The organism is Sporosarcina sp. E16_8 (assembly GCF_017347095.1).
In the GTDB taxonomy this organism is placed as follows: Bacteria; Bacillota; Bacilli; order Bacillales_A; family Planococcaceae; genus Sporosarcina.
Map to the genome: position 1 here is coordinate 1 of NZ_JADPRZ010000043.1, position 14803 is coordinate 14803.

Consider the following 14803-nt stretch of genomic DNA (forward strand, 5'->3'; position numbering starts at 1 on the left):
AAAACCAAACACTACAGACAAAAAACCAAACACTACAGACAAAAAACCAAACACTACAGACAAAAAACCAAACACTACAGACAAAAAACCAAACACTAAAGACAAAAAACGCAAGTAGGCTGAAGAGAAATCTTCGGCTTTTTTTCTGGCTAGATTATAGGAATCAGATACTAGTCCCACATGGTGTGGATTATACGGCCTTGGGAGGTTATCGATATAGAGACTAAATGGTTATTTGGAATCGGAATTGTAGCAGCAGCAATAGCTTCCGTCTATTTCATCATCAAGCTCGACTTGAACAATGCTGTTCTGGCGATGGTGGCACTGTTTTCATTGACGAATGGGGCTCGGGCAAAAACGTTTCGTGAGCAGGGTATGGCTCGCGAGTCGAAATGGATGTTATGGATGTCACTTTTTTTCGGATTCGCATTTGTAGTGTTGCTCATATTTAATAGTGTTAGGTAAGTTGAGCATATGAATAGCTATATAAACAGCGAAGCTGAAGTGGATTCAATAGAATTCTTTAATTCAACATATCTAGGTAAAGAAAAGACGCTTAGCGGGAACTGAAATTTCCGGTGAGCGTCTTTTATATTAATAAGAATATTTCTTCCTAGTCATCAGCACAATGATGATAGCTGGAACAGAACAAATAATCATACCGAGAAATGCAAGCCGTGGGGAAATGTCATATAAGTAGCCACCTAAAAATGTCAGAATTGCAGTGCTCAGGCTCATCGCGAATGCTACATACATTCCTTGTGCTGTAGCAATATGATCTTGGGGCAGTTTTTCAGAAATGAATTTTATGAACGCGAAATGGGCTACACCAAACGACAAGGCATGGAGTACTTGAGTACCGATGAAAACAGATATGTATGGAAACAAAGCAATAAGTAACCACCTTACAGTGGATCCGATTCCTGCAATAAGAAACATCGTAGAGACTTTCACATTTGCAAGCAATCGATCAGCACGTGTGAAAAACAATATTTCAAATAACACTGCTATATTCAAGATAATTCCGATATAAAGACCATTAACACCAAGGTTATCTAGGAAGATGAATCCAAAGTTGTAATAGGACGCATGCGCGCCTTGTAAAAGGATAGCTAGTATCATGACGATTGCGAACCCTTTAGAGGTGAAGAGTGATTTGAAATTGATGACTCGTTTCGTAGTGTCGTCATTAACTGGATTTAATCGCAAAGCTTCTGGTGCTGGCCGCATGAAAAATAGCGTTGAGATGGCTAATCCAACAATCATTATGTATAGGATTGCTTGCTCTGTCCAGATAGCAGTAGCCGCTCCAATTAACAACAAAGCGATAGTGTAACCAATGGATCCAAACGAACGGCTCTTGCCGTAATGAATTCCTTCTGTCTGCATTAAAACAGATGCGCTGCTTTCGACGGCAGGCAATATCATCGGATAGACTGCACTAAATAAGACAGTAATAATAAGAAGTACGATGAAAGGTGAATCTGGCAAGTAGAGGAGCGCTAAAATAAGTGCGGCAAAAGACATCCATTTCATCAGACGGATCATGGACATTTTTCGAGTTAAGTATGGAAAGAACAGAAATGTCGACAATGATCGTGCAATCATTCCAACGCCCATAATGAAACTTGCCGCTGTTACGGATATACCTTTTTCAATTGTTAGCCAGCCGGTCCAATAGGGAAGAAATACGCCCCAAGTAAAGAAAAAAGCGAAAAAACTCATTGAAAGCCATCTTTGGTTATTCATCCTATCGCTCCCTTGCAAACTCTTCAATAATTGTGAAAATTAAATGATACATAAATGATAGCATACGCAGACCACAAAGAAAAATGATGGTAGACTATAGATATATATTGAGAAGGTAGGCTTATTGATGAAACGAAAAAACAACTATACCAATAAAAAAAATAAGAAAAAACAGGGCAAGACTTTAACGATTACCTTACTTATCTCTGGTGTCATCATGACAGGCTTGCTAATTGGACTAGGAATGAATGACTGGGATGTAGAAAAAAGTTTAAAAAAAGGGCAGGAAGCCATCGGTATATCTGTTGCGGATGAGGACGCAACCCCTGAAGCGGAGCCAACCGAACTTTCGGACCTTGCAAAACAACCGGACGAATCAGTCGTAGAACCGGATGCTGATGTAGCGAAAGAAGAGGATGAACCCGGGAAAGTACAAGAGGTTACGCCCGGACGGAAACCAACTGAGCAGAAAACTCCGCCATCCAAACCGACTAAAAATAACGGTGCTGGATCTAGCACTGAAGTCAAACCGAATCCAACGATGGAAAACGGAGGATATATCGAAGGTCAGGTGCTTCCTAAAGAACCGAAATATGTAAAAGAGATTTTACTAGCCAATAAAAAATATCCTCTCCCGACAACTTATGCACCGGGAGAAGACAAAAACGCGCGAGGGGCATTTGAAAGAATGGCGGCAGAAGCAAAACTTGCAGATTTTAATCTCAATGCTTTCAGCACCTATCGCTCATTTGAATACCAGACGACACTTTACGAAAGATATGTTGCCCGTGATGGCAAAAAAGCGGCAGATACATATAGTGCACGCCCGGGCTATTCTGAACACCAAACAGGGCTAGCATTCGACATAGGCGAAGTGAATTTCGAACAGCACTTTGCTTCATCGTCATTTGGAGAAACAGAAGCGGGGAAATGGGTGGCAGCAAATGCTCACCGATTTGGTTTCGTCATGCGCTATCCAGAGGGGAAAGAACAAATAACAGGTTATATGCATGAGTCTTGGCATTTCCGTTACGTTGGTACCAGAGTTGCAGGTGAAATCTTCAAATTAAATCTTACGTTAGAAGAATATTTAGGGGTTCAATAAACGCGTAGTCGACTTGAATTTCCACATACTAAAAGGGACGTACCGGATTAGCGGCGCGTCCCTTTATTTTACGTCTATATAGTTGGCACTTTACAAATAGAATGTACTTCCAACACCGCTTTGTCGCTTGGTGATGGTCTCACGAAATAAGCCTACCAGAAGATCACTAGGGAGGGATAATTACTCCGGCGCCTGCAGGCTGCCTTTCATTAGTGTACCTCCTCCGCTAGATTTGTTCGTTATGCTGGTGGGGGATACCACCTAGTTAATTCTATATAAGTAGTGCCGAATATATAGATTCGAGCGCTTGTCGCCCCTGAACAGGCGCATGCGCTTTATCTTTTTTATAATATTGGTGAAAGCAAACGTGAAACTGATTCTTTTATTTTAATGGTTTGTGAACGTGCTAAGTACATTTCATAGGTTAATTCGGTCGATAATTGCATATCATGTTCGAATAGTTCCGCTAATTCATGTGATTTTTCACGGTCGTAAATGAAGGCGTTAACTTCGAAATTTAATTTGAAACTGCGCACATCGATATTGGCAGTTCCGACAGTTGAAAGCTCGTCATCGACGACAATTTGTTTTGTGTGCAAGAAGCCGTTTTCATAAATATAAACTTTTGCACCTGCCTTTAACAATTTACCAACATTTGAGTACGTTGCCCAGTAAACAAACATGTGATCAGGCTTGTTCGGGATCATTATCCTTACATCGACCCCAGAGAGGCAGGCGATACGCAAGGCGTCTAGGAAGCTAACGTCAGGGATGAAATAAGGTGTTTGAATATAAATATACTTTTTCGCAATGAAAATCATTTTCAAATAACCATCTTTAATCTGTTCCCACTCAGAGTCAGGGCCACTTGAAACGATTTGCATACCTACAGAACCTTTTCGTGGGATAGCAGGGAAAAAGCGTTCTGCATATTCGATATCATTTTTTTCGGATGCTTGGTTCCAGTCCAATATGAACCTTGTCTGCAGTGGGTGCACTGCACTACCTTCAATCCGCAGATGTGTATCGCGCCAATAGCCAAACTTCTTGTTCAGTCCCAAATATTCATCGCCAACATTGAAGCCGCCGACATAACCAATCCGACCGTCGATAACAACGATCTTCCGGTGATTTCGGAAATTCATACGGGGATTGATAAGTGGCATGGTTGCTGGAAAAAAGGCTTCAACATCCCCGCCGTTAGCGATTAGTTCTTTTAAATGCCTCTTACGAAGTCCTCGTGAACCAATATCATCGAATAACAAACGTACTTTAACGCCTTGCTTGGCTTTTTGGATTAATACGTTTAGTATCCTAGTTCCGAGCGTATCCAATTTGAAAATGTAAGTCTGAAAATGAATATGATCTTTTGCTTGCTCGAGGTCATGAATAAGTGCGTCAAATTTAGCTGCGCCATCGTTGAAAACCTGAACATCATTGTCTTGCGTCAAGACAGCATGGTTATTCCTGAGGTGAAGGTAAATCATGTCCTTGTAGTGGGCTGTATCGTCTAGCCTGAATTCGAGGGTATCTTCTTCTATTGCTTCAATTTGATAATCAATCAATTGATCGATACCAATCTTGCTGCGTCCTTCCCACCGGAATAGATGTTTTTCTCTCAATTGTCTGCCGAGTAAAAGATAGATGAAGAAACCGAAAAATGGGATGAAAAATATGACGAGGAGCCATGCCCAAGTCGAGGTAGGATCCCTTCTTTCGAGAAAGATAAGGGCAATCGCAAGAAATATATTCAATATAAAAACTGCCGTCACTGAAATGCTGATTAGTTGAGTCATAAGCGGCCTCCTTTACATATAATGCTTATCTTACTAGTATAACGGAAGACTTAGAAAAAAGAAGATAACAGTGGTAGTTAAGATAAAACCTACTTGACTGATAGACATTGATGGTTTAAAGTGTAATTTACGCCATACACTTATCTAAAAACGTAGGAGGAAAAAAAGTGAATACATTCTTACTCATTCTGAACATTGCCGGGTTGCTCTTGCTCGTCGGTATACTATATAGTATGCATCGCAAAAAGGTTTCGTTTTCAAAACGTGTATTCACCGGGCTGGGTCTCGGGATTGGATACGGACTTATATTACACTTTGCATACGGTACAGATTCAACAGTATTGAAGGAGTCTATACCGTGGTTTAACTTAATAGGAACAGGTTATGTTAAATTACTTCAGATGATTGTTATGCCCCTCGTTTTCATTTCAATCCTTGGGGCATTCACAAAAATAACGATTGGCAAGAACTTTGGTAAAATGGCCGGATTGATATTAGGCCTCCTTATCGGAACAACAGCAATCGCTGCGGTTATCGGGATTTCTGTTACACTTCTCTTCGGTCTTGATGCATCGGAAATTGTGCAAGGGGAAGCTGAACTTGCACGTGGCGCTTCCATAGAAGAACGTTCTGCAGGTATTGCCGATCGTACATTGCCAGATCAGTTGATAGACTTGTTACCAGCGAATCCGTTCCTTGATTTAACGGGCGCGCGACCAACGTCTACTATTGGTGTAGTCATCTTCGCTGCATTTCTTGGATTTGCATATTTGACACTTACGAGAAAAGATGAAAAAAATGCGGCTACAGTGAAAAAAGGAATCGATGCGATTTATTCTTTAATCATGGGAGTTGTAAAAATCGTCTTACGCTTGACTCCATATGGTATTCTAGCGATTATTGCCACCACCGTAGCGACGTCTGACTTTGCCGCTATATATAGTCTAGGTAAGTTTGTACTTGCTTCATATGTAGCCATTTTGGTTATGTTCGGTATTCACTTAATCATTATTACGCTGTCGGGATTAAACCCTATTACTTACGTAAAAAAAGCAGGAGAAGTTTTGCTATTCGCTTTCTCTTCAAGGTCGAGTGCAGGGGCGCTTCCACTAAACATTGATACACAGACGAATCGTCTTGGCGTGCCTGATGGTATTGCCAACTTTGCCGGATCATTCGGCTTATCAATCGGTCAAAATGGTTGTGCTGGAATCTACCCTGCGATGCTTGCAGTGATGATTGCACCTTCAGTAGGGCAGAACCCACTTGAGCCAACATTCCTTATTACATTGATTGCTATTGTGGCAATCAGCTCATTCGGAGTTGCCGGAGTTGGTGGCGGAGCAACATTTGCTGCGATTCTTGTTCTATCAGCACTTAACTTGCCAGTTGTATTAGCAGGACTACTGATTTCAGTAGAACCGCTCATCGACATGGGCCGTACAGCATTAAACGTCAGTGGTTCTATGACAGCCGGTGTTACGACTGCACGTGTGACAGGCGAACTGGATAAAGACATGTACAATGCTCCACTTGATAAACAGACAGCTGAAGTATAAGTCGTCGAGCGATCATATAACGCTCCAACCGATCATAAAGTATGGTTGACCGACCATATAACGCTCCAACCGATCATAAAGTATGGTCGAGCGATCATATTACGCTTCAACCGACCATATAACGCTCCAGACCAATCATAAAACAAAAAATACCGCAGAAGACTTCATAGTCTTCTGCGGTATTTTTACTTTGTACTCAATTTAAATGTCTTTTAGATGAAATTCTTATCTGGTGTATAGGGCATCGTTGAAATGTTCTGGAGGGCGTCTCGATTCAACGAAATCACCTAATTCCATACAGCTCTTTCGTAAAAAAACGACAACTCAAATGAGTGATGGAGCTAATCATTAAGCGCCGAATTTCCCAGATTAATGAATGTACTGTAGTTAATGGAAGACGTAGTGTGCTATTATTTGTTTAATCAGATTAAACAACTTGGAACGGGGTGTTTCCGTGGAAGAGGTTTTAAAGCTTAAAAAAGCAACCTATCACTTATGGACGTTCACAATCAGCAAGCTTATTTCTTCATTTGGTGCGCAAGTATATGCCTTCGCTATCAGCTTTTATATTTTACAACTGACGGGGTCCGCGACAAGTTTTGCAATGAACCTCATATGTAGCCTATTACCTAGGACACTTATAGCGCCTTTTGCAGGTTATGCGGCTGACAATTATTCAAGGAAGACAATTGTTATAACGGCACAAATTGCCACAACCCTTGCAATTGGAGGACTTCTAATTGTCAGTTTAACTTCAGGGTTATCTCTAATTACAATTTACGTAACAACCGTTGTTATATCAATTACATCAACTTTTTCGGGCGTAACATTCAGTTCATCTGTTACGGGGCTTGTAGATGAAGGACGAATTCAAAAAGCGATGTCTCTAAATCAAATGTCCATTTCATTTGCGGCAATTGGGAGCCCGGCGGTAGCTGGTTTATTATACGGAACGGTCCCAATGCCTGTATTCCTCATAATGTATATGACTGCTTCGATTGTTGGCGTATTTCTTGAATCAACCATGAATTTTAAGTTATTTGCAAAACGTAAAGAGGCAATAGCTGGGGAGCCAAAGGAATCGATGTTCCAAAGTATGAAAGCTGGGCTTGCTTATTTAAAATTGCAACCTACCATTATGGCGATCATTTGGATATCACTATTTATCAACTTCCTATTCGGTGCGTTCATGGTGGGTCATTCGTTTATTCTCATCGAAAAAATGAAAATGGCTTCTGAGCATTTCGGTTTCATCGAAGGAGCATTCGCAGTTGGGATGCTGCTTATGTCGATTTATTTATCGATGAGAAAAGAAGTGAAATTCCCGCTACTTGTTGCGAAACGTGGAATCATTGGAATGGCTTTAATTATGGGAGGGATTGCGTTGCCGTTAATCATTCACATGTCTTACTATGGGATGTTTGCTTACTATGTGACGCTCATGTTCGGTTTCGGTTTGACGATGATTATCGTCAATACGCCAATGCAAGTGATGATGCAAAAAATGATCGACGATGATTACAAAGGACGCGTGTTTTCAATTCTGGAAACAATGGCGATGGCGCTCACGCCGCTAGGGGTGGTTATCTACGGATTTCTTTATGATATATTCCCGGCGGAGTGGATTCTCATTATTTCGAGCCTGCTGCTTGTCGGAGTTGTTCTTGTTTTGGCAAGATCATCCGTCGTGAGGAAAGCACATCCGGAATTAGGGGAAGGGAAAGCGGTGAAGGTGGAAACGGTTTCGGAATTATAAAATTGGGGGTGTAGTATTGGAGAAAATATTCGAAGAAATCGTACATATTATGAACAATGATTACGCGGGTTGGAAAGATAAAAAAGGGTGCGATAACCCAACATACTTCCTTCAGAAGATAAGGGGACTACAGGATAAAGATCAGCTTACGAAAGAAGTGTTTAAGGGAATTGTCGGTGATTACTTGTTGGATTTCAATGACCATCATATGCAATTTAATGTAGCGGGTTTGCATAATGACAAGCCGAAAGTCCTGGGGTTTAGGGTGCGTCGTTTTGAAGACTGCCTCTATGTTACGCATGTGGATTCGGAAAGCCGACTAGAGCCTGGTATGTGCTTCGTATCAGTAGGTGGGCAAAGCATCCCTGAATTGAGGGAGCGACATCATCGTCTACTCAATGAAAATCATACTGAACGTGAAAATTGGACTCCAATCTTGTCACTTTATGACGAGGGTGAAGTGGAGAACAGTGAGGGGGTTCGTCGTACAATTTTTCTCGCTCACTATGAGAAACAACCTTACAAGCCCACGTATTCCGTTCAGCAACTGAGGGGGGATGCAATTCTTATTACAATGACAGATTTTGCAAATCCGGACGCCATTGCAAAAATGATAACTGAAAATCAAGCAATTCTTAATTCGACGGAGCGGTGGATTATTGATGTACGTGTCAATTATGGGGGAAGTGATTCGAGTTACTATCCACTACTTCCGTACTTGATGCCTGAAGAGGGTGCTGAACTAGCGGACAAAGATGAAAAAATGCTGATTAATTGCACAGTTGCAAGCACGAACCGAATACTAGAGGAGCTCAAGGATCAGCTTGAAAATACAAAAGATGAACAGGCACAATTTTTTTTGAAAGTCATTCAGCGTGAATGGACAGAGAATAAAGGAAAAGGGTTTGTAGAATTCGATTTTAGTGAAATTATGCAGAACTCCTTTATAAAAGGGAGGAGAAATCCAGAATCAATCGTTGTGCTTGCGGATTTTATGTGTGGTAGCTCTGGCGATTCTTTTGTGGAAACTGTTAAAAAGTCAAACAAAGTAACAGTCGTTGGCCGAGCTACAATGGGGCTGAATGATTATGCGAACTTAGCGACCCAGAAATGGGACGAAGGATTCGAGTTCATGTACCCGACATCCCGGCTATCACGGATTGATGTAGGACGGGGGATGACAGGAATTGGAATTGAACCTCATCTCAATATCCCATGGACGCCAGAACACTTGAATGTGGATATTGATATGGAGAGTGCATTAAAAGTTTTGTCATCTACTTCTATTTTAATATCTGAATTTGATACCATTTAACGAATTCGCAAATCAAGATTTATCATCTCAAGGAAAAACCGCTTGGAGCAATGCCTCCAGCGGTTTGTTTTTTATTCTGAAGCTGCTTCCAAATTCCGCAACGATTTAGCAGATTTCCTAAACGCAAAGATCAGCGCAATAGATAGGACAGCAAGAATGGCGGAAATATAGTACATGTTGCCGGCTTCTTGCGTGAAAATCCATGTGAATAAAAGCGGACCGATGATGCGCCCCATATTGTCCATGGAATACGTCATCCCGGCGGCAGTTCCGTATTTCCCGCCAGACTCTTTTGTTGTTAATGAAACGAGTACTGTACGGGCAAGTGCGTTCCCGGCGGTGAAGACGCTCAACGCAAATCCTGCCCAGAAGAGACTTGATGTAAATGGGATAAGGAAAAGTCCGAGTGCAGTAACAATCTGCGCACCAATAATCCATTTCGTTTCCGTACCGTTTTTCACACGGCGGACGACACCGCCTTGAATCGCCGCATCGACAAAGCCGCTAGCCATAAACAAGTAACCAAGCTGAAGTGGTGTAATCTCAATTTTTGAGATTTGGAACAGCTGGAACGTCGATTCAAGCCCAGCAAGAAGGAATGTCACCATGAACGAGAATAGAAATAGGTAGCGAATACGATATTGCCAAAGAGTAGCTCCGCCTTTTGGAAGGAGTGCGCGTTTATTGGCTTCTCCCCGTCGTTCCGGTTCTTTCAAAATAATTCCCGCATAAATCATAAGGAGTACTGTCAAAGTACCAGATGCAATAAATGGTAGTTGAAGACTGACATTACCAAGTACACCGCCGATTGCTGGTCCGAAAATAAAACCAAGTCCAATCGACATACCAAGCAGTCCCATATATTTATTACGGTTTTCTTCATCGGTCATATCTGCAACGAATCCAGTAACGGCAGTGTAAAGTGCACCAGAGAATACTCCGCCTACAACGCGCGACGCGTACAAGAGCGGCAAGTTCTCGATGAACACAGCAAACAGGAAGAAACTAAGGCTGAAGCCGATAAGCCCTATCAAAATGAGCTTTTTTCTTCCGGTTCGATCTGACAAAGCCCCCCACAGCGGCGCAGTAAAGAAGGATGCAAGTGCATAAACAGTCAGCAATCCGCCAACATGCACTTCAGATAATCCTTGCTGCAAGATAACTTCGGGAAGAATTGGAATTATGATACCGAATCCAAGATAAACGAAAAATTGTACGGACATAAGGAGAAGGATTGCTTTTTTCATACTCAAACCCACTTTCGACTGAATCAATATATTCATTCTACCCTCCGGATGTAAATCAAACAATGGAAAAGGGGGGAGCAGGTAAGCTCACGACGTTTTCGTAAAGGTAGACAACGTCAAGCCAAGTTCACAACGTATTGTCTGAAGTAGACAACGTTAAGTGGAAATAAGACAACATTCACCCGAAAGTAAACAACGCTACTACGAAAACTCACCCGTAAATAGATTTTTTATCAAATTACCTTCACTGATGTATAAAACATTTACAAAAAGTTAACAACTGTAACAATAATGAAAGATTTAAAAGTGGACAGGAGTGGTATGATTGTAGTATGAGCAAAAAAGAACGACATTTATTCCGCATTAACGGGCAGTAAGCCCACCACTTCAAGTCTTTAAGGACACAAGAAGAAAAAGTGGGGGATCAACTGCCCGTAAAAACCCGAATGGTTCTTTAAACAATCAGTTAGGGATAAAGAACCCCCCCTCTGATTGAAGATTAACTTTACCTGTGGAACGAAACTTTACTGATGCGTATTCGTCTAGAACTAATAGAAAGGTCGAGGTGGAAAAGATGGCTAAAGAAGTTGATTTGAAAACAATCATCTCCAACTTGGCGAAGTTGGGTGTTTCGGCTACGATGACGAAATCCCGTCTGGAAATGCTGAAAGCCCTTGCGCCACTTGCACAAGCCCCACAAATTCAATCTCAATAAAGAAAGTGATAGTATCTAGACAAAAAAAGCTTCGACGGATTTTCCCGTCAAAGCTTTTTTGTCTTGTGTTGGTGTCTAGACCTCGGACGCCAACCGCTATTCTTTATTCGTCATCATCCGAACTAAACATATACGTCCTATGATGGAACTTCATACTGAATACGAGTCCAATCGCGAGCATATTCCCCATCAATGAACTACCACCATAACTGATGAATGGTAGTGGGATACCTGTAATAGGAAGTAGCTGAATTGTCATCCCGATGTTTTCAAAGACGTGGAACGTAATCATTGCGATGATGCCAGCACATATATATGTGCTGAACGGATCTTTCAATTCAAGTGTAATTTTCGTCAAATGATAAATGAGGAAAAAGTACAAGCAAATGACCAAGCTTGCGCCGATGAATCCCCAGTCTTCCGAAATTGTCGTAAAAATGAAGTCGGTATGGCTTTCTGCGACGTACACTTCACGGCCTTTATAACCTTTCCCGAAAACTTCTCCTGATCCAATCGCATTGAGTGACGTAATAAGATGACGCCCTTCATTCGAAGAATAGGAATAAGGATCAAGCCATGAATAGATACGTTCAAACATGTATGGTCTTAAACCGAGTTTGTTTTGAAGGAAGTCCTGTGCATAAAGTGTCATCCACAGTAAAGTCGCTCCAATCGTCGCAGTCCCGACAAATACTGGCAAAATTATTCGCCACGTAATTCCTGCTACAACGACAAACGCTGCTGTAATAGCTATGAAGACAAGTCCAGTACCTAGGTCGGTCTGCATCATGATGAAAAACAGAGGCAAGAATAGAACAGCAATTATTTTCCCGAGTAAAAAAAAGTCGGTCTTCAATGTTTTCTTGGCGAACTTTTCATGATGCACCGTAATCATGCGTGCCATGCCGATGATGAAAAATGTCTTCATGAACTCAGCGGGCTGGATGCTTCCTATCCCAGGAAGGTGAAACCAACTTTTTGCACCATTTCTTTTTGACACAAGATCCATGGTATCCGGGAGAATAATCAGCAGGGCTAAAATAAATACACCGCCGCCGTAAATAACCCAGGCTGCTTTCTTATATTGATCCGGTTCAAAAAACATCGTGATGGCGATAATGACACATCCGATAAAGTACCATTGAATTTGCGAGGGTACGAAGTTTTTCGGGACAGTATCTATCTTGTATTGGCCGGTCGTCTGAGCCGAAGCGATCGCAAACAAGCTGACTAGGAAAAATAGCAGCAGGATAAATGCGAGCGTCCAGTCAAAACGATCTGCGGGTTTATTAGGTATTTTCATATATAGTCACCTTAATTCCACTAAAATAGGATTACTTTCTACATTTAATAGTATAACGGAATAGGAGTTCCGGTGTTTTCTTTTTTTATTATTGTCCAATGAACTTAGCTAATCAATTCTCATCATCAGCGTCGAACATATACGTCCGGTGATGGGAAGTAACTGGATTGTCATGCCTATGTTTTCAAATACATGAAACGTAATCATGGTAATAACTCCTGTACATGCACGCTAAATGGATCTTTTAGGTCAGCTGCTCATTTCCCTATTTTATTTTATGTCACCTTATCTTCATCTAATCTAGCATTCTTAAGTATAGCTCATCCGAGTCAAGGATGCATTTCCTCATATTGGACGTATTGATCGCTGTTAAGTTGCCCCTTGAAAGACGGACGTGCTAAACTTGTGGGAAATTTGAGGGGTATTTTAACTTTATTGATAGAGAGGGATTTTCATTGTGTCATGGATCTATTTACTTATCGCAGGGATAACTGAAATCATTTGGGCAATTGGATTAAAAGAAGCGCAGGGCTTCACAGTCCTTCTTCCTTCAATAGTAACGCTGGTTTTCATCGTAGTCAGCTTTTTCCTGTTCGCAAAAGCGATGGAGACAATACCAATTGGCACCGCATATGCTATTTTTACGGGAATCGGTGCGGCTGGAACAGCGATTGTCGGTATTGTTTTATTCAATGAAGGAGCAGGTGTAGGTAAATTATTTTTTCTAGTCCTTCTGCTTGTCGGTATCGTCGGGCTTAAACTTGCTGATGGACAGGGGGAGACTGAATAATGGCTTGGATAATATTAATTATTGCGGGGCTGTTCGAAGTGGCGTTCGTCATTATGATGAAATTATCGGAAGGATTTCGAAACAAAAAATATACGGCATTGACCGTTTTAACAGCAGCGCTCAGTTTCTTCTTATTATCAGTCGCAATGAAGGAAATACCTGTCGGAACAGGGTACGCTGTTTGGGCGGGAATCGGTGCGGCAGGCAGTGTCCTAATTGGCATGTTTTTCTTCCATGAAAAGCGAAGTGCGCTGAAGTTCCTGTTTTTATCCTTCATCATCGCGGGTGTTACGGGACTTAAGTTGTTTGGTTGAATAACTTACATAAAATCATCATGAATGTGAGTTGTTCATGGTAAACTGAAGGAATGAAACTAATAGATAGTGAGGGGACAATATGAAGAAAAAACTAGGATTGGTCTATGGAGGAAAGTCAGCTGAACACGAAGTGTCGTTGTCGACTGCACGGGCAGTGACACAAGCGGTGGACTTTGGTAAATACGAAGTAGTTCCAATTTATATAACGTATGACGGCGAATGGCGGAAAGGGAAATCACTTGAAAGTCCCGCGAAAACGATTGAAGAGCTTCGTCTTGATGGAGATGGTAGCAGTAAGCCGGATAGTATACATGATTTCTTGAATGGAGGAACAGGCGCACCCGACGTCATTTTTCCACTTCTACACGGAACGAATGGTGAAGATGGAACGGTTCAAGGGTTCTTTGAAGTGATGAATATCCCTTACGTCGGTAATGGTGTACTGGCATCGTCTGCAGGAATGGACAAAGTCGTCATGAAGCAGTTATTCGCGCAAGTAGGATTAAAACAAGTGCCTTATGTACAATTTATCCGTACTGGATGGGTAAAGGAACAACAACAGTTAGTTAACAAAATGGAAATTGAGCTCGGCTGGCCCATGTTCGTAAAGCCTGCAAATCTAGGCTCCAGTGTGGGCATCAGCATGGTAACGGACCGCAAAGGGTTAATCGAAGCAGTGGATATGGCCCTGAAATTCGACCGGAAAATCATCGTCGAACAAGGCGTAACTGCACGTGAAATTGAAATGGGCGTCATGGGCAACGACGAACCAAAGTGCTCAGTGTCTGGAGAAATAAAACCAGTCGCTGCATTTTACGATTATGAAGCGAAATATACAGATGGCAACACAACACTAGCAATACCTGCAGCAGTAACTGAGGAAGTTAAAAAGACAATGGAAGACATGGCAGTCCGTGCCTATAAAGTGCTCGACTGCTCAGGTCTTGTACGCGCAGACTTCTTTGTCTCGGCGGACGACGAAGTGTTGATTAATGAAGTGAATACAATGCCAGGTTTCACACCGACAAGTATGTTTCCGCTACTGTGGCAGAAAACAGGTGTAGCTTACCCTGAATTAATCAACGGACTGATCGAACTTGCACTGGAACGACATGCAGAAAAGCAAACATTACAATATACGATGGATTGAG

The 14803-nt window shown here is 41.8% G+C and carries 13 protein-coding genes; 9 read left to right on the forward strand and 4 right to left on the reverse strand.

The window, feature by feature from the left end:
* Nucleotides 1–180: 180 nt before the first annotated feature.
* Complete coding sequence (locus I2484_RS16945) at nucleotides 181–465, forward strand: hypothetical protein (RefSeq protein ID WP_218628048.1); 285 nt, start codon at nucleotides 181–183, stop codon at nucleotides 463–465.
* A gap of 129 nt (nucleotides 466–594) precedes the next feature.
* Here the strand turns inward: I2484_RS16945 and I2484_RS16950 are convergent, their stop codons facing one another.
* Entirely contained in the window at nucleotides 595–1749 is a 1155-nt protein-coding gene (locus tag I2484_RS16950) for an MFS transporter (RefSeq protein WP_207152248.1), read from the reverse strand.
* Between the two features lie 127 nt (nucleotides 1750–1876).
* Here I2484_RS16950 and I2484_RS16955 point away from each other — a divergent pair, with 127 nt between their 5' ends.
* Nucleotides 1877–2854, forward strand: coding sequence for a M15 family metallopeptidase (locus tag I2484_RS16955; RefSeq protein WP_207152272.1), 978 nt, complete (start codon nucleotides 1877–1879; stop codon nucleotides 2852–2854).
* Nucleotides 2855–3198: 344 nt separating this feature from the next.
* Here the strand turns inward: I2484_RS16955 and cls are convergent, their stop codons facing one another.
* Nucleotides 3199–4650 carry a cardiolipin synthase gene (gene cls / locus I2484_RS16960; protein ID WP_207152249.1) on the reverse strand — a complete coding sequence of 484 codons (1452 nt, stop codon included), beginning with the start codon at nucleotides 4648–4650 and terminating at the stop codon, nucleotides 3199–3201.
* Nucleotides 4651–4883: 233 nt separating this feature from the next.
* Between cls and I2484_RS16965 the strand changes: the two genes are divergently transcribed.
* The 3 genes from I2484_RS16965 (at nucleotide 4884) to I2484_RS16975 (ending at nucleotide 9280) form a co-directional block, all read left to right on the forward strand.
* Nucleotides 4884–6209 carry an L-cystine transporter gene (locus I2484_RS16965; protein WP_207152273.1) on the forward strand — a complete coding sequence of 442 codons (1326 nt, stop codon included), beginning with the start codon at nucleotides 4884–4886 and terminating at the stop codon, nucleotides 6207–6209.
* Between the two features lie 454 nt (nucleotides 6210–6663).
* Nucleotides 6664–7965 carry an MFS transporter gene (locus I2484_RS16970; protein WP_207152250.1) on the forward strand — a complete coding sequence of 434 codons (1302 nt, stop codon included), beginning with the start codon at nucleotides 6664–6666 and terminating at the stop codon, nucleotides 7963–7965.
* Between the two features lie 16 nt (nucleotides 7966–7981).
* On the forward strand, nucleotides 7982–9280 hold the full coding sequence (locus tag I2484_RS16975; RefSeq protein WP_207152251.1) for a S41 family peptidase: 1299 nt from the start codon (nucleotides 7982–7984) through the stop codon (nucleotides 9278–9280).
* A gap of 71 nt (nucleotides 9281–9351) precedes the next feature.
* Here I2484_RS16975 and I2484_RS16980 read toward each other — a convergent pair whose 3' ends face one another.
* Complete coding sequence (locus tag I2484_RS16980) at nucleotides 9352–10527, reverse strand: MFS transporter (RefSeq protein WP_207152274.1); 1176 nt, start codon at nucleotides 10525–10527, stop codon at nucleotides 9352–9354.
* A 574-nt stretch (nucleotides 10528–11101) separates the two neighbouring features.
* Here I2484_RS16980 and I2484_RS16985 point away from each other — a divergent pair.
* Nucleotides 11102–11242 carry an Lmo0850 family protein gene (locus tag I2484_RS16985; RefSeq protein ID WP_186672238.1) on the forward strand — a complete coding sequence of 47 codons (141 nt, stop codon included), beginning with the start codon at nucleotides 11102–11104 and terminating at the stop codon, nucleotides 11240–11242.
* A 103-nt stretch (nucleotides 11243–11345) separates the two neighbouring features.
* On the opposite strand, the gene I2484_RS16990 is transcribed toward I2484_RS16985, so the two are convergent.
* Complete coding sequence (locus I2484_RS16990) at nucleotides 11346–12545, reverse strand: FtsW/RodA/SpoVE family cell cycle protein (protein ID WP_207152252.1); 1200 nt, start codon at nucleotides 12543–12545, stop codon at nucleotides 11346–11348.
* A 457-nt stretch (nucleotides 12546–13002) separates the two neighbouring features.
* On the opposite strand from I2484_RS16990, the gene I2484_RS16995 reads away from it, so the two are divergent.
* From I2484_RS16995 to I2484_RS17005, 3 genes are all read left to right on the forward strand, one after another.
* Nucleotides 13003–13335, forward strand: coding sequence for an SMR family transporter (locus tag I2484_RS16995; protein ID WP_207152253.1), 333 nt, complete (start codon nucleotides 13003–13005; stop codon nucleotides 13333–13335).
* Complete coding sequence (locus tag I2484_RS17000; RefSeq protein ID WP_207152254.1) at nucleotides 13335–13649, forward strand: DMT family transporter; 315 nt, start codon at nucleotides 13335–13337, stop codon at nucleotides 13647–13649. Before I2484_RS16995 ends, I2484_RS17000 begins: the two co-directional genes overlap by 1 nt.
* 82 nt (nucleotides 13650–13731) lie before the next feature.
* A complete protein-coding gene (locus I2484_RS17005) occupies nucleotides 13732–14802 on the forward strand; it encodes a D-alanine--D-alanine ligase (protein WP_207152255.1) in 1071 nt (356 codons plus the stop codon).
* Nucleotide 14803: the final 1 nt, after the last annotated feature.